The organism is Mycolicibacterium cosmeticum (assembly GCF_000613185.1).
Classification (GTDB): domain Bacteria; phylum Actinomycetota; class Actinomycetes; order Mycobacteriales; family Mycobacteriaceae; genus Mycobacterium; species Mycobacterium cosmeticum.
Genome location: NZ_CCBB010000002.1, coordinates 97995 through 121119, shown reverse-complemented (window position 1 = coordinate 121119; position 23125 = coordinate 97995). Strand labels below are relative to the sequence as shown.

Annotated in this window: 23 protein-coding genes; 10 read left to right on the top strand and 13 right to left on the bottom strand. The window is 67.7% G+C overall.

The genetic code is table 11. The features are described from left to right. Positions 1-125: 125 nt before the first annotated feature. The 4 genes from BN977_RS15905 to BN977_RS15890 all read right to left on the bottom strand — a co-directional run bounded on the left by BN977_RS15905 (position 126) and on the right by BN977_RS15890 (position 4540). Positions 126-1328 carry an IS30 family transposase gene (locus tag BN977_RS15905; protein WP_024455915.1) on the bottom strand — a complete coding sequence of 401 codons (1203 nt, stop codon included), beginning with the start codon at positions 1326-1328 and terminating at the stop codon, positions 126-128. A gap of 92 nt (positions 1329-1420) precedes the next feature. After that, the gene (locus BN977_RS15900) at positions 1421-3133 is read right to left on the bottom strand and encodes an acyl-CoA dehydrogenase (protein WP_036399510.1); all 1713 of its coding nucleotides are present in this window, start codon (positions 3131-3133) and stop codon (positions 1421-1423) included. Beyond that, positions 3130-3906, bottom strand: a complete 777-nt coding sequence (locus BN977_RS15895) for an SDR family oxidoreductase (RefSeq protein ID WP_036399508.1) — start codon at positions 3904-3906, stop codon at positions 3130-3132. The genes BN977_RS15900 and BN977_RS15895 overlap by 4 nt, the downstream gene beginning before the upstream one ends. Beyond that, positions 3899-4540: a TetR/AcrR family transcriptional regulator gene (locus tag BN977_RS15890; RefSeq protein WP_036399507.1), complete on the bottom strand. Its 642-nt coding sequence runs from the start codon at positions 4538-4540 to the stop codon at positions 3899-3901. The genes BN977_RS15895 and BN977_RS15890 overlap by 8 nt, the downstream gene beginning before the upstream one ends. A 141-nt stretch (positions 4541-4681) precedes the next feature. Between BN977_RS15890 and BN977_RS32435 the strand changes: the two genes are divergently transcribed. Further along, a complete protein-coding gene (locus BN977_RS32435) occupies positions 4682-4792 on the top strand; it encodes a hypothetical protein (RefSeq protein ID WP_019514171.1) in 111 nt (36 codons plus the stop codon). A 105-nt stretch (positions 4793-4897) separates the two neighbouring features. Here the strand turns inward: BN977_RS32435 and BN977_RS15885 are convergent, their stop codons facing one another. The 3 genes from BN977_RS15885 to BN977_RS15875 are packed head-to-tail and all read right to left on the bottom strand — an operon-like array spanning position 4898 to position 7558. Beyond that, complete coding sequence (locus BN977_RS15885; protein ID WP_036399505.1) at positions 4898-5686, bottom strand: ABC transporter ATP-binding protein; 789 nt, start codon at positions 5684-5686, stop codon at positions 4898-4900. Continuing rightward, positions 5667-6698 (bottom strand): taurine ABC transporter substrate-binding protein, encoded by a 1032-nt coding sequence (locus BN977_RS15880; protein WP_036399502.1) that lies wholly within the window; start codon positions 6696-6698, stop codon positions 5667-5669. Before BN977_RS15880 ends, BN977_RS15885 begins: the two co-directional genes overlap by 20 nt. Continuing rightward, positions 6695-7558 carry an ABC transporter permease gene (locus BN977_RS15875; protein WP_036399499.1) on the bottom strand — a complete coding sequence of 288 codons (864 nt, stop codon included), beginning with the start codon at positions 7556-7558 and terminating at the stop codon, positions 6695-6697. The genes BN977_RS15880 and BN977_RS15875 overlap by 4 nt, the downstream gene beginning before the upstream one ends. 262 nt (positions 7559-7820) lie before the next feature. Here BN977_RS15875 and BN977_RS15870 point away from each other — a divergent pair, with 262 nt between their 5' ends. From BN977_RS15870 to BN977_RS15850, 5 genes are all read left to right on the top strand, one after another. Further along, positions 7821-8144, top strand: a complete 324-nt coding sequence (locus BN977_RS15870) for a DUF732 domain-containing protein (RefSeq protein ID WP_024453502.1) — start codon at positions 7821-7823, stop codon at positions 8142-8144. 65 nt (positions 8145-8209) lie between these two features. After that, positions 8210-9223, top strand: a complete 1014-nt coding sequence (locus BN977_RS15865; protein WP_024453501.1) for a magnesium transporter CorA family protein — start codon at positions 8210-8212, stop codon at positions 9221-9223. A gap of 64 nt (positions 9224-9287) precedes the next feature. Continuing rightward, on the top strand, positions 9288-10814 hold the full coding sequence (locus tag BN977_RS15860) for a Re/Si-specific NAD(P)(+) transhydrogenase subunit alpha (RefSeq protein ID WP_036400319.1): 1527 nt from the start codon (positions 9288-9290) through the stop codon (positions 10812-10814). 33 nt (positions 10815-10847) lie between these two features. Then, a complete protein-coding gene (gene pntB / locus BN977_RS15855) occupies positions 10848-12269 on the top strand; it encodes a Re/Si-specific NAD(P)(+) transhydrogenase subunit beta (RefSeq protein WP_036399496.1) in 1422 nt (473 codons plus the stop codon). Positions 12270-12358: 89 nt separating this feature from the next. Next, on the top strand, positions 12359-13492 hold the full coding sequence (locus BN977_RS15850; RefSeq protein WP_036399493.1) for an acyl-CoA dehydrogenase family protein: 1134 nt from the start codon (positions 12359-12361) through the stop codon (positions 13490-13492). A 15-nt stretch (positions 13493-13507) separates the two neighbouring features. On the opposite strand, the gene BN977_RS15845 is transcribed toward BN977_RS15850, so the two are convergent. The 3 genes from BN977_RS15845 to BN977_RS15835 all read right to left on the bottom strand — a co-directional run bounded on the left by BN977_RS15845 (position 13508) and on the right by BN977_RS15835 (position 16375). Then, a complete protein-coding gene (locus BN977_RS15845; RefSeq protein WP_036400317.1) occupies positions 13508-14395 on the bottom strand; it encodes a type IV toxin-antitoxin system AbiEi family antitoxin domain-containing protein in 888 nt (295 codons plus the stop codon). Between the two features lie 146 nt (positions 14396-14541). Then, positions 14542-15726 (bottom strand): sensor histidine kinase, encoded by a 1185-nt coding sequence (locus BN977_RS15840; protein WP_036399490.1) that lies wholly within the window; start codon positions 15724-15726, stop codon positions 14542-14544. 1 nt (position 15727) lies between these two features. Continuing rightward, positions 15728-16375 carry a response regulator gene (locus BN977_RS15835; RefSeq protein WP_024453495.1) on the bottom strand — a complete coding sequence of 216 codons (648 nt, stop codon included), beginning with the start codon at positions 16373-16375 and terminating at the stop codon, positions 15728-15730. 86 nt (positions 16376-16461) lie between these two features. Here BN977_RS15835 and BN977_RS15830 point away from each other — a divergent pair, with 86 nt between their 5' ends. The 4 genes from BN977_RS15830 to BN977_RS15815 are packed head-to-tail and all read left to right on the top strand — an operon-like array spanning position 16462 to position 20718. Beyond that, the gene (locus tag BN977_RS15830) at positions 16462-17343 is read left to right on the top strand and encodes a LysR family transcriptional regulator (RefSeq protein WP_036399487.1); all 882 of its coding nucleotides are present in this window, start codon (positions 16462-16464) and stop codon (positions 17341-17343) included. Positions 17344-17389: 46 nt separating this feature from the next. Further along, entirely contained in the window at positions 17390-18604 is a 1215-nt protein-coding gene (locus tag BN977_RS15825; protein ID WP_234709618.1) for an MFS transporter, read from the top strand. A 49-nt stretch (positions 18605-18653) separates the two neighbouring features. Beyond that, positions 18654-19919, top strand: coding sequence for an acyl-CoA dehydrogenase family protein (locus BN977_RS15820; RefSeq protein ID WP_036400313.1), 1266 nt, complete (start codon positions 18654-18656; stop codon positions 19917-19919). 13 nt (positions 19920-19932) lie between these two features. Then, positions 19933-20718 (top strand): tyrosine-protein phosphatase, encoded by a 786-nt coding sequence (locus tag BN977_RS15815; RefSeq protein ID WP_036399484.1) that lies wholly within the window; start codon positions 19933-19935, stop codon positions 20716-20718. 45 nt (positions 20719-20763) lie between these two features. On the opposite strand, the gene BN977_RS15810 is transcribed toward BN977_RS15815, so the two are convergent. From BN977_RS15810 to BN977_RS15800, 3 genes are read right to left on the bottom strand one after another with little or no spacing between them, the layout of a single operon-like run. Further along, positions 20764-21246, bottom strand: a complete 483-nt coding sequence (locus BN977_RS15810) for a DUF456 domain-containing protein (protein WP_036399480.1) — start codon at positions 21244-21246, stop codon at positions 20764-20766. After that, positions 21243-22208: an NADPH:quinone oxidoreductase family protein gene (locus BN977_RS15805; protein ID WP_036399478.1), complete on the bottom strand. Its 966-nt coding sequence runs from the start codon at positions 22206-22208 to the stop codon at positions 21243-21245. The genes BN977_RS15810 and BN977_RS15805 overlap by 4 nt, the downstream gene beginning before the upstream one ends. After that, positions 22205-23068, bottom strand: a complete 864-nt coding sequence (locus BN977_RS15800; RefSeq protein WP_036399475.1) for an SDR family oxidoreductase — start codon at positions 23066-23068, stop codon at positions 22205-22207. The genes BN977_RS15805 and BN977_RS15800 overlap by 4 nt, the downstream gene beginning before the upstream one ends. Positions 23069-23125 lie beyond the last annotated feature (57 nt).

The window sequence follows — 23125 nt, the reverse complement described above, 5'->3', positions numbered from 1 at the left end:
GCCCCCAGTCTGTTACACGGACGCGACCGAGCCCACCCGGATCGACAAGCCCACCGAATCGAGCGCACCGAGATCGACGAAATGCCGGCGGCCACTCGGGCAATGTCAAGTGGTTGGGGAAACATTCAGGCTGTTTGGCTAATGAGGGCGGCGAGACGTTGGGCTGGGGTATCGAGGTCCAGGGTGGGCCTGGGCCGTGTATTGAGTTTGTCTTGAACACGTTTGAGGTCGGCTCTGGTGTAACCGGCTAGGTCGGTGCCCTTTTCGAACCAATGCCGCAAGAGTCGGTTGGTGTTCTCATTGGTGCCGCGCTGCCAGGGTGAATGCGGATTGCAGAAGTAGACCGGCGCCTTGAGCTGCAGGTGGATGTGACGCCATTGAGCCATCTCAGAGCCACGGTCCCACGTGATCGAACGGCGTAGATGCTCGGGTAGCTCGCCCATCGCCGCGATCATCGCGGTGGCTACGGCCTCGGCAGTATGGTCGACCGGCAGATGCAGCAAGATCGTGAACCGGGTGCTGCGCTCGACCAAGGTGCCGATCGCGCTGGTATTGCCGGCCCCCATGATCAGGTCGCCTTCCCAGTGTCCGGGTACTGCCCGGTCAGCAGCCTCGGCGGGGCGATCGCTGATGCGGAATTCCTCGCCGCTGGCGTAGGCCCCGCGGGGACCACGGACCTGGCCACGCGTTTTTCGGGCCGCCCGTTTGGTCGAGAGACTCTTATGCAGATCGGCACGAAGACTGCCACGGGCCTGGACGTACAGACTCTGGTAGATCGTTTCGTGGCTCACCTGCATCAGCTTGTCAGCGGGATGATCTTGGGCCAACACCTGCGCAATCAACCGCGGGCTCCACCCGTCGTCCATCCACGTTTCCACCGCCGCGCACAGCTTCGGATCATTGAGCCTGAATGCCTTGGGTCGCTTGGCTTTATTCTTAGATCGAGCATGAGCCATCAACGCGTGATAGTCCCCGTCATCACCTCGGTTACGGCGGATCTCTTTCCACACGACCGACCGGTCGCGCCCGATCCGGCGCCCGATCTCGGCATAGCTCAACTCATCGTCGAGCCCTCGCATGATCTCTACACGCTCAGCCAGGCTGATCCGATGCCCAGGCCCGCCCGGCCGATCCTGCTCGATCACATCGGCGACACCGCCGCGCCGACCCGTTGTAAGCGTCATCCCACCAGCCTTATGCCACCACTGATGGCCCAGCCCGTGCGACACGCCCATCGCTATTTCAGCCGCTGTCACCGACTGCCCCCGACACACCCGATCAAGAAGCTCCCGCTTCAATGCCCGCGACGCAGGAATCCCTCTCGGCACAGCAACCTCCAAAACCAGGAAATGTTGCCTTGACCGTATGAATCCGCCTCGCACTTCTTGGCCCGAAGGTGAGTTTGGGCGCAGGAGAGGTGTCAGAACCAGCTGTCGCGCATGTCCAGGGTGGTGTGGTCCAGGCTGGCCAGCAGATCGAGTTGCGGCCCGGTCTTGGGCAGTTCGTAGCGGTAGAAGTATTGGGCTGCTTGCCGTTTCCCGTCGTAGAAGTCGCCGTCCTTTCCTGCGGCAGCCAGCACCTGTTCCAACCAGATCCAGGCGATGACGATATGACCGAAGGCCTCCAGATAGACGGCACTGTTGGCCATCGCCGCCTCGATGTCACCGGAGGCGAACATGGCCCCGGTCACCCCGACCAGCCGCTGCCACGCCGCGTCGAGCTGGCCGGCGAACTGGTGATCGCCCGCGGCCGCCGCCGTCGCCGCAATACGCTCGGACAGGGCAGCCATGCTGGCCCCACCACGCTGAGTCACCTTGCGGCCCAACAGATCCAGGCTCTGAATGCCGTTGGTGCCCTCATGGATGGGGTTCAGCCGGTTGTCCCGATAGTGCTGTTCGACGTCGTACTCGCGGGTGTAGCCGTAGCCGCCGAGCACCTGGATCGCCAGGTCGTTGGCCTCCAGGCACCACTGCGACGGCCAGCTCTTGGCCACCGGGGTCAAGATGTCCAGCAGGTCGGTCTCTTCGGTGTCGACCAGCCGCGCGCAGTACAGCGCCAGACCCAACGCACCTTCCACATACGCCTTCTGTGCCAACAACATCCGCTTCACATCGGCGTGCTCGATGATCGGCACCTGCGGGGTGGACGGATCCTTGACCAGCCGGCCCTGCGGGCGTTCCCTGGCGTACTCCAGCGATTTCAGGTAGCCGGTGTAGCCCAGCGACACCGCACCCATGCCGACGCCCAACCGCGCCTCGTTCATCATGTGGAACATGTAGACGATGCCGCGATGCGGCTCGCCGACCAGGTAGCCCTCGGCGCCGTCGAAGTTCAGCACGGTGTTGGTGATACCGCGCTGGCCCATCTTGTGGTTCAGCCCGGAGATGGCGACGTTGTTGCGGGCTCCGATCGACCCGTCCGAGTTGACCAGGAACTTGGGCACGATGAACAGCGAGATGCCCTTGGTGCCCGCGGGGCCGCCGGGGATCTTGGCCAGTACGAGATTGACGATGTTGTCGCTGAGCTCATGCTCGGCGCCCGAGATCCACATCTTCGTGCCGTGCAACCGGTACGTGCCGTCGGGCTGGGGTTCGGCGCGGGTGACGATATCAGCTAACGACGATCCGGCCTGGGTCTCCGACAACGCCATGGTGCCGGTGAAGCGGCCGGCCAGCATCGGCTGCACCCAAGTCGAAATCTGTTCGGGCGTACCGAATTTGGCGATCAGGTTGGCATTGGCGATGGTGAGCATCAGATACCCGGCGGTGCTCACGTTGGCCGCCGAGATCCAGGCGAACCCGGCCTGGGCCACCGTCGCGGGCAATTGTGCGCCGCCGAGTTCGGCGTCGAAGCCCATCCCGATCAGATCCGCCTTGGCGAAGGCCTGCAGTGCTTCTTTCACCTCCGGGATGACCGTCACCGTGGTGCCGTCGAAGGTGGGTTCGTTGGCGTCGCTGCGCTTGTTGTGCGGGGCGAAGTAGCGTTCGGCCAGCTGTTCGCACAGGTCGAGCACGCCGTCGAAGGTGTCCCGGGAGTGCTCGGCGAACCGGGGGCGCGCGGTGAGCTCGTCGGCCCTAAGCCATTCGTAGAGCAGGAAATCCAGGTCACGCCGGGACAGGATGGTCGATTTCATCGGATCGTGCTCACGCCGCCGTCGACCGGGATCACCGCGCCGGTGATGTAACTGCTGGCCCGGCTGCCCAGGAAGACCGCGATACCGGCCATGTCGTCGGGCCGCCCGACCCGGCCCAGCGGCAGCAGCGATCCCACCGCGTCCTCCCCGGCCGCCAGCATCACCTTCGTCATCCGCGACGGAAACAGCCCGGGGGCAATGGCATTCACCAGGATCTTGGGTGCCAGCTCACCGGCCAGATGCTTGGTCAGCATGTGCACCGCCGCCTTGCTGGCGCTGTAGGAGAAGTTGCCCCTGCCCTTCTCCGGAACCAGGAACCCGTCGATGCTGCCGGTGTTGATCACCCGGGCCGGATCGTCCTCGGTGGCGGCGGCGGTGAGCAGCGGCACCAGTGCGCGGGTCAGCAGGAACACACCCTTGACGTTGACGTCGAAGACCTTGTCGAACCCGGATTCCGGGAGCTCGTCGAACGGCGCGCCCCAGGCCGCGCCCGCGTTGTTGAACAGCAGGTGCACGGCGTCCTCTTTGGCGGTGACCGCGGCGGTCAGGGCCTGCACCCCCTCGGCGGTGCCCAGGTCGGCGGGGATGCCCTCGACGGCGCCCAGCGGTGCCAATTCGGCCACCACGGCGTCCAGTTCGGCCGCTTTGCGGGCCGCCAGGTACACCTTCGCCGCGCCGGCCTGCAACAGCCCGCGCGCGATCATCACGCCGATCCCGCGGCCGCCGCCGGTGACGACGGCGACCTTGCCGTCCAGCCGGAACAGGTCACTCATGGCTGGCACCGCCGAGCGGCTCCTCGGTGCGCACCGCCTCGTCGACGATCAATCCGCGCAGCAGGGCGGTGCTGAATTCCACCGCGATCTCCTGGGCGGTGCGGCGGCCGTGCGGACGCAGCCAGCGGTAGGCGCCGAGCGTCATCCCGATATAGCCGAGGGCCAACACATGGGAATCGCAGTCGTAGAACTCGCCGCTGGCGATGCCCCGGTCGATCACGTCGCGCACGTGCTCGTAGACGGTGGCTTCGGCCTTCCGGATGTATTCGACCTGTTCTTCGGTGAACCACTCGGTGATGTACGGGCCCTCCTGGAAGTAGACGGCGGCCGCCTCCAGGTCGTTGGCGATGCCGGTCAGCAGTCGCCGGGTGAAGTGGTAGATGGTCTCGCGGGCGGTCGCGGTCGGGTCGTCGTGCAGCGCGTCGACGGTGAAGTCGGCGGTGCGCTTGTAGATGTCCCAGAGGATCAGTGACTTGCTGGCGTAGTAGTGGTAGACGGTGGCCTTGTTCAACCCGACGGCGTCGGCGACGTCATCCATCCGGGTGCCGTGGTATCCGCGGGCGGCGAAGAGCTTGGCGGCAACGGCCAACAATTCTTCTCGCCGGGACGACCCGTTGGTGGGTTCGGTGGACATGACAACTCGCTATCTGCAGACCGGGCGACCGGTGACCAATCAACTGGTTGGCCAGTCTAGGCAATCGGGCGGTTCGGATGTCAGACCCGGGCCCGATCGCGTTAGACTCAACCAAACAAAGGCCAGGCTGGGGAGGCACCTATGGATCCGAATCCGGATTACGACATCAGCGACGAGGGTGAGTTCTTCTTCAGCTGGCTGGCCTGGGGTCTGCGCGGCGTCTACCCGCCGCCGGCGTACCCACCGGTCTAGCCCCACCACGAAGGCACCCGCCGCGGCGGGTGCCTTTTTCGTGTCTCGGGTGGGTGATTTGTGCACGTTTTGTCACGGTGAGCGTTACCGAACGTGCACAAATCGCTACGCCGCGGCGGCCTTGACCGCCTCGCCGACCTCGTCCTTGAGCCGCAGGAACTCCGGGGACCGCCGCAGCTCCCGTGCGTCGACGCCGGTGCGGGGCAGCTCCGACGGCAGGTCCAGCGCCACCTTGCCGGGGCGGCGGGTCAGCACCACGATCCGCGAACCCAGGAACGCCGCCTCGTCGGCACTGTGCGTGACGAACACGGTGGTCCGCCCGGACTCCGCACTGACCTGCCGGACGTCCTCCTGCAGCCGCTCGCGGGTCAGCGCGTCCAGCGCCGCGAACGGTTCGTCGAGCAGGAACAGCGGGGTCTCGGCGGCCAGCGCGCGGGCGATCGCCACCCGCTGCTGCTGGCCGCCGCTGATCTCCCAGATCTTGCGGTCGCCGGTGCCCTCCAGCCCGACCCGCTCGAGCAGTTGCTCGCGCCGCTCGGCCCGTCGCTCCCGCGGCACCTTGGCGTACATGAGCGCCAGGTCGATGTTCCCGGCGACGGTGCGCCACGGGAACAACCGCGGCTGCTGGAACACCACACCCGAGGTGACCCCGGGCGTGGGCGACGTCCCGGACACCTGCACCGCACCCGCGCTGGGGGACTCGAATCCGGCGATCAACCGCAACAGAGTGCTCTTGCCGCACCCGGACGCGCCCACCAGCACCAGGAAGGCGCCCGGCTCGACGTCCAGATCGACCGGGCCCAGCGCGGTCACCGCGCCGGAACCCTTGCCGTACCGATGCTCGACGTTGGTGATCAGCAGCCGGCCGGCCGTCTCACTGTTTGGTGAGGACATCGGGTAATCCCTTGGTGTAGACGGCATCCTGGAACGTCTTCAGCGGCGCCGCGGCGGGGATCTGCTTTTGATCCGCCAGGAACTGCGAGGCGCTCTCCAGGTTGGTCGCGATATTGCCGGGCTTACCGTCGGCGCCCAGCCACTGCGCGGACGACACCTCTTCGGGGGTCAGGTAGACGCCCTGCTTCAATTGTCCGGCAACGTCTTCCGGTGTGAGTCCGATCTCCCCGGCGATCGCCTTGGCGGCCGCGGTCGGATCGTCGTGGATCAGCCGCAGCGCCCGGGCCTCCTGCTGCCGCCAGACATCCACCACATCCGGGTGCGCAGTGGCGAATTCGCTCGAGACGACCCCGAGATCGAGGGTGGGCTTGCCGTCCGTGGCCAACTGACGACTGGTGATCAGGTCCTTGCCGGTCTTGCGCAGCTGATCCAGGGTGGGCAGCCAGGTGTAGGCCGCCGCGATGTCGCCGCGGTCCCAAGCAGCCAGGATCGCCTGCGGCTGCAGGTCGATGAGCTGAACATCGGCGGGACTCAGCCCGTTCTGCGCCAGCGCGGCCAGCAGGCTGTAGTGCGCGGTGGACGCGAACGGCGTGGCCACCCGCTTGCCCCTGAGGTCGGCGATGCTGTTGATACCGGTGCCGTTGCGGGCAACCAGGGCCTCGTTGTCACCGGCGACGTCCAGCACGAACGCCACCTGGTACGGAATGTTCAGCGGTGCCGACAATCCGCGGGCCACCGGGCTGGAACCCAGTGCGCCGAAATCGAGTTCCTTGGCGATGAACGCGGTGTTCACGTCGGCCCCGGAGTCGAACTTGGTCCACTTGATGTTGTAGTCCGGCAGCGCCTGTTCCAGCCACTTGTTGTTCTTGACGATCAGGTCACCGCTCGGGAAGGACTGGTAGCCAATGCGAATGGTGGGCTTCTGCGCGTCCTGCCCGGAATGGTCGACCGCGCAGCCGGCCAGCGCCAGCATCGAGGCCGCGGCAGCGACGAGTAAGGCCTTGATTCTCATATCTTCCCTCTCCACGGAACGGCCCGCCGCTCGGCAGCCCGCAGTACACCATCGATCACCAGACCGGAGATCCCGATCGCGAAAATCCCGACCAACACGACCGGCGTGTTGTTGTAATTGCTTGCGTCCTTGACCAATCCGCCGATACCGGGGATGCCGTTGAACAGTTCGGCGGCCACCACCGACGAGTACGCCATCCCGACCGCCAGCCGGATACCGGTGAAGGTCTCGGGCAGGGCCGACGGCACCACGACATCGCGGATCACCTGGGCGCGAGTGGCGCCCAGCGCCCGGGCCGCCTCTTGCAGGCCGACGGGTGCGGCCACCATGGCCGCCGTGGTGGCCACCGCCGCCGGCGGCAGCGCGGCCAAGGCCAGCAGCGTGATCTTCGGCGCCTCGTCGATACCCAGCCAGATGACCAGCAGGAAGAAGTAGGCCAGCGGCGGCAGCGCGCGCAGGAACGTCAGCCACGGCTCCAGCACACTGCGCAGCCAGCCGACCGAACCCATCACCAGGCCGAGCAGCACACCGAGCAGCACACCGATGACGACGCCGGCGAACACCCGACGCAACGTCATGTACAGGTGCTCCCACAACAGATATCCCGCGTACCCGCGGGTGCCGTCGTGGGTGGTCGACAGGTCGACGAATGCGCGCCACACCGTGCTGGGATAGGGCACGAAGGTCTGGTTCCAGATGCCCGCAGCGGCCACCAGCTGCCACACCACGAAGAAGACGAGCACCGACAACAGCGGCAGCCCGGCGCGGGTCAGCGCGGCCCGCCACCTCCCGGAGCCGGCGACGGTCGGCGGCGCGGCACCGACCGCCTCGTCCGGGGTGATATCGACGAAGACCGACACGTTCTACCTGAACTCTCTATGCACCGAAGCGAATTGACGACGCGCTTGTACGACAACAGTGCGGTGTCGGGTTCACGCCGCCCTTTTATACGGCGATATGAACGCGTGGTGAATAGCTGCGCTCACAGCGAGTTTTAAGTGCGCCGTAGCGGCTTCGGCGAGCCCAAGAATCCGCCAAGGTTCCGCCAAGCACCGGTGCCGATGCTCTGCACAGCTCGCATACAGCGAGAACGCAGACACCAGCCACACAGGAGAGCCCGCCATGTTCCGTCGCATCGCCATCACCGCCGCCACCGCCGCCGCCCTGGGCCTGACCGTGCTGGCCGGCGCCGCCACCGCCTCGGCGTCATCGGTGGACGACCAATTCCTGACCAACATCGACGCCGAGGGCATCGCCTTCGACTCGGCCCGTGCCGCCATCTCCGACGCCCACCTGGTGTGCGACTACATCGCCGACGGCCAGTCCGCCGCCAGCGTCGGCAACGACATCCTGGACAACACCGACCTGACCACCCATCAGGCCGCGGTGTTCGTCGTCGAATCGGTCAGCGCCTACTGCCCCGGCTACCTGACCGAAATCGGTTGACCCGCCACCGGCCGCCACCGCCGTCCACCACAGCCGTCCACCACAATGGGCGGAAAGGAGGCGGCATGACCGAGGTGCACGGCCGGATATGGCGATCGGGACAGCCGGTGGACGGGTTCACGTTCTCGGCGATCTCGGATTGCCTGGCCCGCGAGGACACCCTGCTGTGGGCCGACATCTACGACCCCGACCACGAGTCGCTGCGGCGGCTGGCAGAGGAGCTCGGGCTGAACATCTGGGCGGTCGAGGATGCCATGGCACCGATGGAACGCACCAAGGCCTCGGTCTATCACACGCACACCTTCTTCACCGTCTACGCGATCGACACCACCACCCCCGCGGACGACGCCACCGCGACACTGGTCAAGCACCGCATCTCGGCGTTCGTGCTGCCGCGCGGGTTGATCACCGTGCGACTGCCCGCGGTGGGGGCGGTGCCGGATCCCGCGGCCGGCTTCGACATCGGTGAGGTGTCGCGGCGCTTCGACGAACTCGGCGGGCAGGAGCACGGCGTCGGCGCCCTGGTGCACGGCCTGCTGGATGTGGTGGTGGACGGTCATTTCGAGGCGGTGCAGGCCCTCGACGACGCGATCGAATCGCTGGAGGACGAACTGTTCGACGAACGCGGCCCGCGGCACGGGCTGCAGCGGCGAACCTTCCGCATGCGCAAGGACCTCGTCCAGCTGCGGCGTGTGGTGCTGCCGATGCGTGAAGTGGTCAGCACCATTCAGCACCGGCGACTGGACTCCAAGACGGCACCGGAACTGGATCCGCTGTATGCCGACCTGTACGACCACGTACTGCGCGCCTCGGAATGGACCGAATCCCTGCGCGACATGGTCACCACCGTCTTCGAGACCAACCTGTCCCTGCAGGACGCCCGGCTGAACACGGTGATGAAGAAACTGACCGGCTGGGCGGCCATCATCGCGGTACCAACCGCCATCACCGGCTTCTACGGTCAGAACGTCAGCTATCCAGGGATCAACACCGTCGTCGGCTTCATCGCCAGCTCGACGTTGATCGTGGTGCTGGTCGTCTTGCTCTACGTCATGTTCAAACGCCGGGACTGGCTGTGAACAATCGTTCACCGTCCTAGGGGTGGGCAACGCCGACCCGGCCCACGGATGCGAGACTCTTCCGATGATCATCGCGATACCGCGCGAGTCTCTACCGGGTGAGACGCGCGTCGCCGCCACACCGCAAACCGTCGGGCAGATCATCAAGCTGGGCTATTCGGTAGTCGTAGAGCCCGGCGCCGGCGCCGCCTCCAGCTTCTCCGATGCGGCATATGTCGAGGCCGGGGCGCAAATCGGGGATCCCTGGCAGGCCGATGTGGTGTTGAAGGTGAACGCACCGAACGACGCCGAGATCGCGGCGCTGCGCGACGGTGCGACGCTGGTCAGCCTCATCTCGCCGGCGCTGAATCCGGAATTGGTCGAGAAGCTGTCCGCCCGGCCCATCACGGTGCTGGCGATGGACGCGGTGCCGCGCATCTCGCGGGCCCAGTCGCTGGACGTGCTGTCCTCGATGGCCAATATCGCCGGGTACCGCGCCGTGGTCGAGGCCGCGCACGCCTTCGGCCGGTTCTTCACCGGCCAGGTGACCGCCGCGGGCAAGGTGCCGCCGGCCAAGGTGCTGGTCGTCGGTGCCGGTGTCGCGGGTCTGGCCGCGATCGGCGCCGCGGGCAGCCTGGGTGCCATCGTGCGGGCCACCGATCCGCGGCCGGAGGTCGCCGATCAGGTCGCCTCCCTGGGCGGGGAGTACCTGTCCGTGGCGAACGAGAAGGCCGAGGTGTCGGCCACCGGCTACGCCAAGGAGATGGACGACGACTACAAGGCCCGCGAGGCGGCGCTGTACGCCGAGCAGTGCACCGACGTCGATATCATCATCACCACCGCGCTGATCCCGGGCCGTCCCGCGCCGCGGATCATCACCGCCGAGATGGTGGCCTCGATGAAACCCGGCAGCGTGATCGTGGACATGGCGGCGGCCAACGGCGGCAATGTCGAGGGCACGGTGAAGGACCAGGCCGTCATCACCGACAACGGCGTGACGATCATCGGCTACACCGACCTGGCCGGCCGGCTGCCCGCCCAGGCCTCCCAGCTGTACGGGACCAACCTGGTCAACCTGCTCAAGCTGCTGACCCCGGAGAAGGACGGCCGGCTGGTCCTGGACTTCGACGACGTCGTGCAGCGTTCGGTGACCGTGGTGCGTGACGGGGAAACCACCTGGCCGCCGCCGGCGGTGCAGGTGTCGGCCGCCCCCGCGGCCGCCGCGACCGCCGCCCCGGTCGAGGTGTCCAAGGCCAAGGAACCGATGTCGACGGGCCGCCGGCTGGGGATCACCGCTGTCGCCGCGGCGGTGCTGTTCGTGTTGATCGCGATCTCGCCGGCCGCGCTGCAGGTGCACCTGACGGTCTTCGCGCTGGCGATCGTGATCGGCTATTACGTGATCGGCCACGTGCACCACGCGCTGCACACGCCATTGATGTCGGTGACCAACGCCATCTCGGGCATCATCATCGTCGGCGCGCTGCTGCAGATCGGGCACGGCAACCTGCCCATCACCGTGCTGGCCGGGGTGGCGATCCTGCTGGCCAGCATCAACGTGTTCGGTGGCTTCGCGGTGACGCGTCGCATGCTCGCAATGTTCTCCCGCAGCTAGGTCCTGCGCCCTCCACGAAACGGGAATGGATTCATGTTCACGGTAGAGACTGCTGCCACGTCGGCCTATGTCGTCGCGGCCCTGCTGTTCATCCTGGCGCTGGCCGGACTGTCCAAGCACGAAACATCAAAGGCCGGAAACACTTTCGGCATGGCCGGGATGGCCGTCGCGCTGATCGCGACGATCGCCCTGGCGCTGGACCGACGTATCGAGCCACTCGGGCTGGGGCTGCTGGTGGGTGCGATGGCCATCGGCGCGGCGATCGGCCTGTGGCGCGCCCGCGTGGTCGAGATGACCGGGATGCCCGAACTGATCGCGTTGCTGCACAGCTTCGTCGGTCTGGCCGCGGTGCTGGTGGGCTGGAACGGCTACCTGCACGTGGAAGCCGACGCCGCCGGTGCCGAAGCCGCGCACCTGGCCGGTGAGGGCATGCTCGGCATCCACTCGGCCGAGGTGTTCGTCGGGGTGTTCATCGGTGCGGTCACCTTCACCGGCTCGATCGTGGCCAACCTCAAGCTGTCGGCGCGGATCAAATCCAACCCGTTGATGCTGCCCGGCAAGAATTTCCTCAACGTCGGGGCGCTGGTGCTGTTCTTCGCCCTGACGGTGTGGTTCGTCATCTCCCCGGCACTGTGGTTGCTCATCGTGGTCACCGTGCTGGCGCTGCTGCTGGGCTGGCACCTGGTGGCCTCCATCGGCGGCGGCGACATGCCCGTGGTGGTGTCGATGCTCAACAGCTACTCCGGTTGGGCCGCCGCCGCGTCGGGCTTCCTGCTGAGCAACGACCTGCTGATCATCACCGGCGCACTCGTCGGCTCCTCGGGTGCCTACCTGTCCTACATCATGTGTAAGGCGATGAACCGCTCGTTCATCTCCGTGATCGCCGGCGGTTTCGGGATCGAGGCAGGCCCGGCCGAGGATAAGGACTACGGCGAGCACCGGGAGATCACCGCCGAGGGCGCGGCCGAACTGCTGGGCTCGGCGGACTCGGTGATCATCACCCCCGGGTACGGCATGGCCGTGGCCCAGGCGCAGTACGGTGTGGCCGACCTGACCCGCAAGCTGCGCGAGCGCGGCGTCAACGTGCGGTTCGGCATCCACCCCGTCGCGGGCCGCCTGCCCGGGCACATGAACGTGCTGCTGGCCGAGGCCAAAGTGCCCTACGACATCGTGCTGGAGATGGACGAGATCAACGACGACTTCCCCGAGACGTCGGTGGTGCTCGTCATCGGCGCCAACGACACCGTCAACCCGGCGGCGTCGGAGGACCCCGGCTCACCCATCGCCGGCATGCCGGTGCTCACCGTGTGGAACGCCGAGAACGTCATCGTGTTCAAACGGTCCATGGCATCGGGCTACGCCGGCGTGCAGAACCCGCTGTTCTTCCGGGAGAACACCCAGATGCTGTTCGGCGACGCCCGCGACCGGGTCAACGATATTCTCGCGGCGCTGTAGTTCCCCGCCGAGCAGACACAGACTCGCGCCTTTCACCGTGAAAAGTGCGGAGTTTGTGTCTGCTCGCGGCAAAACTAGGATATGCAACTATGCCGGTTGACCGCCTTTTGCCCTCCCCCGAAGCGCAGGAACTCCTCGCGCTGACCCGCGATATCGCCGACAAGGTGCTCGACCCGATCGTCGACGCGCACGAGAAGGCCGAGACCTACCCCGAGGGCGTGTTCGGCCAGTTGGGTGCGGCCGGCCTGCTGAGCCTGCCCCAACCCGAGGAATGGGGTGGCGGCGGCCAACCATACGAGGTCTATCTGCAGGTGCTCGAGGAGATCGCCGCGCGATGGGCGGCCATCGGCGTCGCGGTCAGCGTGCACAGCCTGTCTTCGCACGCACTGCTGACCTTCGGCACCGACGAGCAGAAGCGGCGCTGGCTGCCCGGGATGCTCTCCGGCGAGCAGATCGGCGCATACAGCCTGTCCGAACCGCAGGCCGGCTCCGATGCGGCCGCGCTGCGCTGTGCGGCGGTGCGCGACGGTGACGGGTACGTCATCAACGGCTCCAAGGCGTGGATCACCCACGGCGGCAAGGCCGACTTCTACACTTTGTTCACGCGCACCGGTGAGGGCTCCAAAGGCGTCTCCTGCTTCTTGATTCCGGGTGATGCCGAAGGTCTGTCGTTCGGCAAGCCCGAGGAGAAGATGGGACTGCACGCCGTACCCACCACCTCGGCGTTCTACGACAATGTCCGCATCGACACCGACCGGCTGATCGGCACGGAGGGTCAGGGCCTGTCGATCGCGTTCTCCGCGCTCGACTCGGGTCGGCTCGGCATCGCCGCGGTGGCCGTCGGTATCGCGCAGGCCGCGCTCGATGAGGCCGTCCGCTACGCCAACGAGCGAACCACCTTCGGCCGCAAGATCATCGATCACCAGGGACTGGGTTTTCTGCTCGCGGACATGGCCGCCGCGGTGACCAGCGCCCGGGCCACCTACCTCGATGCGGCGCGGCGCCGCGATCTCGGTCTGCCGTATTCGACCCAGGCCAGTGTGGCCAAGCTGATCGGCACCGACGCCGCGATGAAGGTGACCACCGACGCCGTGCAGGTGTTCGGCGGCGTCGGGTACACCCGCGACTTCCGGGTGGAGCGCTATATGCGCGAAGCCAAGATAACCCAGATCTTCGAGGGCACCAACCAGATTCAGCGGTTGGTGATCGCCCGCGGGCTCTGACCCTGCCGCGCAGTCTCACCCGGTCAACCGTACCATCTCCAGATGTGTGGCGATGCGGTCAGCCAGCAGCTGCGGGTGGCGCCGCACGTCGTCGCTGATGATCGGGATCACCGTCCAGCCCATCTCCTGTATCGCGGCGAGTTTCCGCTTGTCCTTACGTATTTCGCTGGGACGCGAATGCCAGCTGTCACTGTCGTACTCGGCAACGAGGCCGGAATGCGGCCACGCGAAGTCCAGTCGCCACAATTCGCCTCGCCGATCACGGATCTCGTATTGCAGGTGCGTCGGCGCGACACCATGATCGATCATCACGAGGCGGGCTTCGCTCTCCATCGCCGACTCGGCACGCGGATCGGCCAGTGGCACCAGTTCGCGCACCGCCACGATGCCCCGCCGACCACCCTGTTCCCGAACAACTCGACGGAGATCGGCATGCCGGCAACCGGTCAGGCGCATCGCCGCATCGAGGGTCGCCAGCGCACGGGGTCGGGGCAACGCCCGAGCCACCTCGACCGCCGTCCAGGCCGGCGCGGTGGCGAGTCGGCCGTTGACGCGCTTCAACGGAGCGCCTACCCGCTGGTGCACCGTCAACCCGATCTTCGACCGCAACCGCACACCGGGATCGAGGACGTGTATCGCCGAGGTGTTCTCGACATCGAACCCGTACAGTCGGGCCGCGGTGCCCAGACACACCACCGCTTCACGTCCGACAAACCTGTCAAGGGCCGCCAGCCGCGTCTCCAGATCCATTGGTGGGCAGGCGTATACGCCGTGCCACGCCTTTACCAGGGCACCCTTGCGCACCTGGCGGTCGAGCTGTTGACGACTCACGACCGCCAGCAATTCCGCCGTCGTGACCACGCCACCGCGGTCGGCCAGCAGCTGCGCAATCCGCGTCGGCACCGGATCGGACACCCTTGCAGCGTGCCGGGTGGCGCGCCGCTCGGCCAGTACGGGTCACCGATCTGTGCATAGAGCCGAGACTGTGTACAACTTTTATCCGCCGAGCAGACACAGAATCCCGAGTTTCGGGTCCAAAATGCGGGAGTTCATGTCTGCTCGGCGGGTTCGGGCGGTGAGGACACCGTCACCGTGGTCCCGCGCCCGGGCGCCGAGTCGACATCCATGACCCCGCCCATCGCATCCACCCGGGCCAGCAGCGATCCCAGGCCGATATGGCCGGCGGCCAACCGGTCGGCCACCAGGGACGGTTCGAAGCCGACACCGTCGTCGGACACCGTGAGCACCACCCGCTGCCCCATCCGCGCCAGCCCGACCGACACCGTCGTCGCGCGTGCATGCTTGCCGACGTTGACCAGCAGCTCACGCGCGGCCCGGTACATCAGCGCCTCGGACTCCGGTTTGCCCACCTCGTGCAGAGCGGCGCGGACCTCGCACTGGTTACGAGATTCGAACTGGCGCACCAACTCCCGCACACCGGCCGTCAATCCCAGCTGAGCCAGCACCTGCGGGTGCAGTTCGGTGACGGTGGAGCGCAACTGCTTGGCGGTGTCCTGCAGGGCGGCGTGCACCGCGTCCAGCGCGGGATCGGGCAGCCGCTCCCGCACCTCGTCGAGTTCCATCCGGGCGGCCAGCAGGGTCTGCAGTGGGCCGTCGTGCAGGTTCTCCGCCACCTCGCGATTGTGCCGTTCATCGGCTTGCATCGCCTCCGACACCAGTTGACGACGGACCTCCAGCAGCGCCTTGACCCGAGCCGAACGCCGGGACAGCACAAGGCATAACGCGGTGGTGGCCACCGCCAGCCACAGCAGGAACCCGAAGTGGGTATACACCATGTTCGGCAACCCGATGCGGTCGTCGCGTTTGGAGTAGACGATCCACACCGACAGATACGCAGCGGCAGTGAGGGTTCCGATGATCCCGGTCATCCACGGCCGGTCCTGGAAGGCCACCGAGATCGGCAGCAGGAAGAACACCGGCAGCAGCGCCGCCGTCGCACCACCGGACACCAGGCACAGCACCACGATGACGAGCACGTCGACACCGGTGGACGCCCAGTCCGCCCAGCGCGGCAGCGGTCCGCGCAGTGCCACCACCAGCCACACCACGGCCGCGACGGCGTAGGCACCCAGCACCGCCGCGTAGAGGCCCGGCAGCCAGTGGTCGACCTCACAGATCCACACCAGCACCGCGATCAGCGCGATCAGCGGCAGCCGCAGCACGGCCGAGACCCGCACCGGTTCGGCCGAGAAGAAGGCGACGACGCCCGCCATGTCAGTCCAGCAGCTTGCGGCGCATCGCCTCGGCCACCGCGGCAGCCCGGTCACCCACGCCCAGTTTCTCGTAGAGCCGCTGCACGTGTGTCTTGACCGTCGACGGCGCCAGGTACAGCTCCTTGGCCATCGCCGGGATGCTCAGCCCGCGCGCGATCATGGCCAGCACCTCTCGCTCGCGGGCGGACAGGGCCGGCACATCGGGCTCGTTGCGGCGGCGGATCTCGCCGGCCAACGAAGCGGCCAGCGCGGGCGCGATGACATCGCGGCCCCTGGCACAGTCGAGCACCGCGCTGACCAGCTCGCCGCGGGTGGACTCCTTGGACAGGAACCCGGCCGCACCGTCCTGCAGGGCCTTGTAGACGATGGCCGATTCGTCGTGCGCCGAGATCAGCAGCACCCGGGTGGGCAGCCCGTCGCGGGTCACCGCGGCGGCCACCTCCGAACCGTCCATGTTCGGCATCCGGTAGTCCAGCAGCGCCACCGCAGGCTGGTGGGTGCGGATCGCCTCCAGTGCGGCCGCGCCGTCCTCGGCCTCGGCGACCACGTCGATCGACCCGCTGGCAACCAGCGCGCGCACCACCCCGTCGCGAAACATCGGGTGGTCGTCGCCGACCACCACCCGCACCTTCTGCGCCGAGTCCTGCATGCGGGTCAGCTTGTCACAGTGGGCCGGTCCCGACACGCCGAACCAAAAGGCCTGTCTGCGACGCCCCGGCCGGAAGAGTCACCGGTATGGACGTTGATGACCTGCACTGGTTCGTCGTGCTGGCCGAGACCGAACACGTCACCGACGCGGCGGCCGAGCTCGGTATCAGCCAGCCGACGTTGTCCCGCGCGCTGGCCCGGCTGGAGGCCCGGGTCGGCGCGCCGCTGTTCGACCGGGTCAACCGCCGGCTGCAGCTCAACGCCTATGGCCGGATCCTGTTGGAGCATGCTCGCCGCGCCATTGCCGAAATGCGCTCGGCCACTGAGCATATCGCTGCGCTGCGGGATCCGGACACCGGGCTGGTGCGGCTGGCGTTCCTACATTCGCAGGCCGGCGGTTTCGTCCCGGAGCTGTTGCGCCGGTTCCGTGAGGATGCGCCGCGGGTGCGCTTCGAGCTGTTCCAGGGGGCCGCGCACGATATCGCCGATCGGCTGGCCAGCGGCGCGGCCGACCTCGCGATCACCTCGCCCCGCCCGCCGGGCTTCCCGTGGCGGGGACTGTACGTGGAGCGGTTGTGCCTGGCGGTGCCGCGCGCGCATCCGTTCGCGCGACGGACCCGGATCCGGCTGGCCGATGCCGGTGCCGAGCCGTTCGTGGGACTGGCGCCGGGATTCGGGTTACGCCAGCTCACCGACGAACTGTGTGCCGAAGCCGGGATCGATCCGCCGATCGTCTTCGAAGCCATGGAGATCCCGACGATGGAAGGACTGGTCGCGGCCGGGTTCGGGGTGGCCGTCGTGCCCGTGCCTCGACCGCGGCGCGCCGAACCCGGTGCTGCCTACCTTCCGCTCACCGAGGCCGCCGCCAAGCGGCAGATCGGGTTGACCTGGAGCGGCGCCCGCGAGATACCGCCCGCGGCGGCCAGGTTGGTCGAGTTCATCATTCAGAATCGTCATGAACTCCCTTAAATTCATGCATTGGACACATCGATTGGTGCGTCCTACCGTCGACTGAGTGACCGCCTCCCTGACCTCGACCGGCTGGCAGGGACATTCGCGTGGCTCGGCCGACTACCGCCGCTTGCTCGCCGCCCTGTTCTGCGCTGGTGTCGCGACCTTCGCCCAGCTGTATTCGCCACAGGCGGTGCTGCCGCTGATCGCCGCCGACCTCGGCACCGGCGCCGCGCACGCAGCACTGACCGTCTCGGCCGCCACGGTGGGCCTCGCCCTCGGCGTGATCCCGTGGTCGGTGCTCGCCGACCGGATCGGTCGGGTGCAGGCGATGACCATATCGGTCACGGCGGCAACGGTTCTCGGGCTACTGGTGCCGTTCGCCCCGACCGCCGCGCTGTTGCTGGGCGGCCGGCTGATCGAGGGGCTGATGCTCGGTGGTGTGCCGGCCGTCGCCATCGCGTACCTGACCGAAGAAATCGCGACGGGCCATGCCGCCCGCGCCGCGGGTACCTATGTGGCCGGCACCACGATCGGCGGGCTGAGCGGACGACTGGTCACCGGACCGATCGCACAGTATGCCGGGTGGCGCGCCGGTGTCCTCACGGTCGCGGTGCTGTGCGCCGTGGCGGCAACGGCGTTCGTCAAACTGGCCCCGCGTGCCCGCGGCTTCACCCCCTCCCGCAGCACCGATCTGGGCCGCAAGCTGTTGACGAACCTGCGCTCGCCGCGGCAGCTGGTGTTGTTCGCCCAGGGCTTCCTGCTGATGGGCGGCTTCGTCGCGATGTACAACTTTCTCGGCTTCCGGCTGATGGCGGCGCCGTTTCACCTCCCGCAGACCGTGGTCAGCCTGGTGTTCCTGGCCTACCTCGCCGGCACCTGGGCTTCGGCGCGCGCCGGCGCCGAAGCCGGACGGTTCGGCCGCCGCCGCGTGCTGCTGGCCTCGACCGCGACGATGATCGTCGGCACGGCAATCACCCTCAGCGACAACGTCTTCGCCGTGCTGGCCGGTCTGGTGCTGGCCACTGCCGGATTCTTCGGGGCGCATTCGATCGCCTCGGGCTGGGTGGGCGCCGCCGCGGCCGACGGCAAGGCGCAGGCATCGTCGCTCTACAACCTCTGTTACTACGCGGGTTCCAGCGTCGTCGGCTGGTTCGGCGGCGTGGCCTTCGACGCGGCCGGCTGGCCCGCCGTGGCCGGGACCGTCATCGGACTGGCCGTCGTGTCGGGCGCCCTCGCGATGACGCTGCGGACCAGTTCGGTACCCCAGCCGCGCTAACCCCCGACACCTTTCCACTTGTCTAACCAGGTGGCATATCGTGACGGTCATGGACTTCGCGATGTCTGCCAAGGCGGCCGATTACCACCAGCGGCTCTCCGATTTCATGGTCGAGCACGTGTTCCCGGCCGAGGCCTCCTATCACGCGTATCGCGAGGAAAAAGGCCCGAAGGACCACACGGTCCCGCCGGTGGTGGAAGAACTCAAGGTCAAGGCCCGCTCGGCGGGGCTGTGGAACCTGTTCCTGCCGTCCGAGTCCGGGCTGACCAACCTGGAGTACGCACCGCTGGCCGAGCTGTCGGGCTGGAGCATGGAGATCGCCCCCGAGGTGCTCAACTGCGCCGCGCCGGACACCGGCAACATGGAAACCCTGCACCTGTTCGGCAACGAGACCCAGCGTAAGCAGTGGCTGCAGCCGCTGCTCGACGGTGAGATCCGGTCGGCCTTCGCCATGACCGAACCGGCCGTGGCCTCCAGCGATGCCCGCAATATCGAGACCACCATGCTGCGCGACGGGTCCGATTACGTCATCAACGGGCGCAAGTGGTGGATCACCGGCGCCGCCGACCCGCGCTGCAAGATCCTGATCGTGATGGGCCGGACCAACCCGGAGGCGGCCAGCCACGCCCAGCAGTCGATGATCCTGGTTCCCGCCGACACACCCGGCGTGGACATCCGGCGCTCGCTGCCCGTGTTCGGCTGGCAGGACCAGCACGGGCACTGCGAAATCGTCTTCGACAACGTCCGGGTGCCGGTGGAGAACCTGCTGCACGAGGAGGGCAGCGGGTTCGCGATCGCCCAGGCCCGGTTGGGGCCGGGCCGCATCCACCACTGCATGCGGGCCCTCGGCGCGGCCGAGCGGGCGCTGGCGCTGATGGTCGACCGGGTGCAGACACGCATCGCGTTCGGTAAGCCGTTGGCCGAGCAGGGCGTGGTGCGCGAGGCGATCGCCAAGTCCCGCAACGAGATCGACCAGGCCCGGCTGCTGTGCGAGAAGGCGGCCTGGACCATCGACCAGCAGGGCAACAAGGCCGCCCACGTGCTGGTCTCCCAGATCAAGTCGGTGGCCCCGCAGGTGGCCTGCGATGTGCTGGACCGGGCCATCCAGGTGCACGGCGGTGCGGGGGTCTCCGATGACTTCCCGCTGGCCCGGCTGTACGCCTGGCACCGCGCCATGCGGCTGTTCGACGGACCCGACGAGGTGCACATGCGGACCATCGCGCGGGCCGAGCTGGGCCGGGAGAAATCGGCGCTGGCGACGGCGGCGAGCCGCCCATCGGGTACGGCGGCGAGCCGCCCATCGGGCCAGCTGTGACACAGTAGTAACCGTGGAACTGCCGGGCGCCTGGAACTTTCGCGACGTCGCCGAGCAGACCGGGATCCGTCCCGGCCTGCTCTACCGTGCGAGCGAGCTGAGCAAGCTCACCGACGACGGCGGCCGGCGGCTCGCCGAACTGGGCATCGCGGACGTCGCCGATCTGCGGTCGCACCGGGAGGTCCAGCGGCGCGGGCCAGGCAACGTGCCCGACGGCGTGCAGATCCACCTGCTGCCGTTCCACTTCGACGACGACAGCGAGCAGGACGCCCCGCACGAATCCACGTTCCAGCGGGTGATGTCCGAGTCGCCCGCCGATGAGGACGTCACCGAATCGGCCAAGCGCTACATGGCCGAGGTGTACGAGGAGTTTCCGGCGCTGCCCGGTGCCCAGACCGCGGTGCGCCAGGTCATCTCGCTGCTGGCCGACGAAAGGCCCGTGCTCGCGCACTGCTTCGCCGGTAAGGATCGCACCGGGTTCACCGTGGCGACCGTGCTGGAGGCGGTAGGTGTCGACCGCGACACCATCCTGGGTGATTTCCTGCGCAGCAATGACGCCATTCCCGCGCTGCGGGAGCGGATCCTGGAGCAGGTGCGGGCCCGCGCCGGTGAGACCCCCGAGGTGATCACCTTCGCCGAGGCCCGGCTGACCGACGAGGTGCTCGGCGTCCGGCAGGAGTACCTGGAGGCGGCGTGGCGGGTCCGCGACGAGAAATACGGGTCGCTCGGGGGTTTCCTGGACGTCTCCGAGGTGACGCCGGAGCAGATCGACCGGTTGCGCGCGGCCCTGCGGGCGTGATTTCGGCGCGCTTCTCCGCGCCCACCGCGGATAACCGCGCCGAAATCACCAGATCAGAACGGCGCACACCCAGGTGATCGTCGCCAGCAGTGCCCCGGTGAACTCGACCCCGACCGACAGCGCGACGCCCTTGAGGGCGTGCACCGTCGACGCCCACGCCCGGCGTTGATCGCGTCGCTTGGCCAGTTCGGCCAGATACACCCCGACGACGAAGCCGAGCACCAGGCCGAGCACGGGAATCACGAAGAAGCCGATCACACCGAGCACCGCACCGGCCACCAGGCTCCAGGTACTCACCTGGGCCTGGCGCATCCGCCGCACCGGCCACGCGTACTTGACCACCTCGGCGGTGACGAACAATGCCGCGGCGATACCGAGGGTCACCCATCCGACGGTCGTCCGTTCGACCAGCGCCCACACCGTGATCGCGGCGAACACCAGTAATCCGCCGGGCAGCACCGGAATCACGATGCCGGCCAGACCGACGGCGATGACCAGTGCGACGAGGACGAGCCCGAGGGTGCTCACGGCAGCAGGACGAGCTTGCCCTTGATCTTGCCGTCGGCCAGTGCCTGCAGCCCGGCGGCGCCGTCGGCCAGCGGGTAGGTGACCGGAGCGGGCGGACGCAGCCCGGCGGCCACCAGGGCGGCCAGCCCGGCGCCGACCTCGGCCTGGGCCGCCGGCTCGTGCCGGAGGAACTCACCCCAGCCGACGCCCACCACGCTGACATTGCGCAGCAGCAACCGGTTCACCTTGACCGTCGGAATGCCTTGTCCGGCAGCGAAACCGATGACCAGCAGGCGGCCTTCGGGGGCCAGTACCCGGATCGCGTCGTCGAAGGCGTCGCCGCCGACCGGGTCCACCACCACGTCCACGCCGCGCCAACCGGTGGCGTCCAGCACCGCTTGCTTCCAGCCCTCGGTCAGCGGCAGCACCACGTCGGCGCCCACACTGGCAACGAAATCGAGGGCCTCGGCACGGTGCACCAACGCCACCACCCGGGCGCCCAGCGCCTTCGCGATCTGGATGCTCGCCACCCCGATGCCGCCCGCCGAGCCGAGCACCAGCACCGTCTCGCCGGCGCGCAGGGCCGCGCGGCGCTGCAACGCGAAGTACATCGTGTAATAGTTGCCGAGCAGGGCGGTGGCCGACGCATCGTCGATGGCATCGGGCGTGGGCACCACGCTCGAGGCCGCCACCGCGACCCGCTTGGCGTAGCCGCCCAGCATCGTCATCGCCGAGACTCGCTGCCCGACGGCAAGATTCGAGCCCTGCGGCGCCGACCGCACGGTGCCGGCCACCTCCATCCCCGGGATGAACGGCGGCTCCAGGCGCAGTTGGTATTCGCCGCGCAACAGCAGCAGATCCGGGAAGCACACCCCGGCCGCGCCGACGTCGACGATCACGGCGTCGCCGGACACCGGATCGTCGACGTCGGTGTAGGCCAGGCCGTCGGTGCCGGTCAGGGCCTGTGCGACAAGGGCTTTCATCCGAGCTTGAAGCTCGCCGCCTGCGCCGCGGACAGGTCGGTGATCTCGCCCCACTTGGCGGCGATATCGTCCACCGAGGGCACCTCGGTGAAGGTGACGCCGTCGTTCTGGAACAGCGCGGTGCGTTGCACCTTGCCGCCGCCGACGATGAACACCGAGTCGGTGTCGGGCAGTTCCTCGGTCATCAGATAGGCCACCACCGGTGCGACGTACTCCGGGGTGAGCTTCTCGAACACCTCCGGGGGCAGGATGTCCTGGGTCATCCGGGTGGCCGCGATCGGCGCGACCGCGTTGGTCTTGATGTTGTACTTGGCGCCTTCCTGGGCCAGCGTGTTGATCAGGCCGACCAGGCCGAGCTTGGCGGCACCGTAGTTGGCCTGACCGAAATTGCCGAACAGCCCGCTGGTGGAGGTGGCAACCACCACGCGGCCGAAGCTCTGCTCACGGAAGTGCGGCCAGGCCGCGCGGATGACGTTGTAGCCGCCGTACAGGTGCACCTTGAGCACCGCATCCCAGTTCTCGTACGTCATCTTGTGGAAGGTGCCGTCGCGCAGGATGCCCGCGTTGCTCACCACGCCGTCGACCTTGCCGAACTCGTCGATCGCGGTCTTGATGATGTTCGCCGCACCCTCGGGTTCGGCAACGCTGTCGTAGTTGGCGACGGCGCGGCCGCCGGCCTCCTTGATCTCGGCGACCACCTGGTCGGCCATGTTGTGTCCGGCGCCGGTGCCGTCCCGGGAACCACCGAGATCGTTGACCACGACACTGGCGCCCTCACGGGCCAGCGTCAACGCGTACTCACGGCCCAACCCGCCACCGGCTCCGGTGACGACGACAACGCGATCCTGCACTCCGGGCATGGGATTCCTCTCCAACGAGTTTCGTTTCAGCCGAGCTTCATTCTTCTGTATACGGCG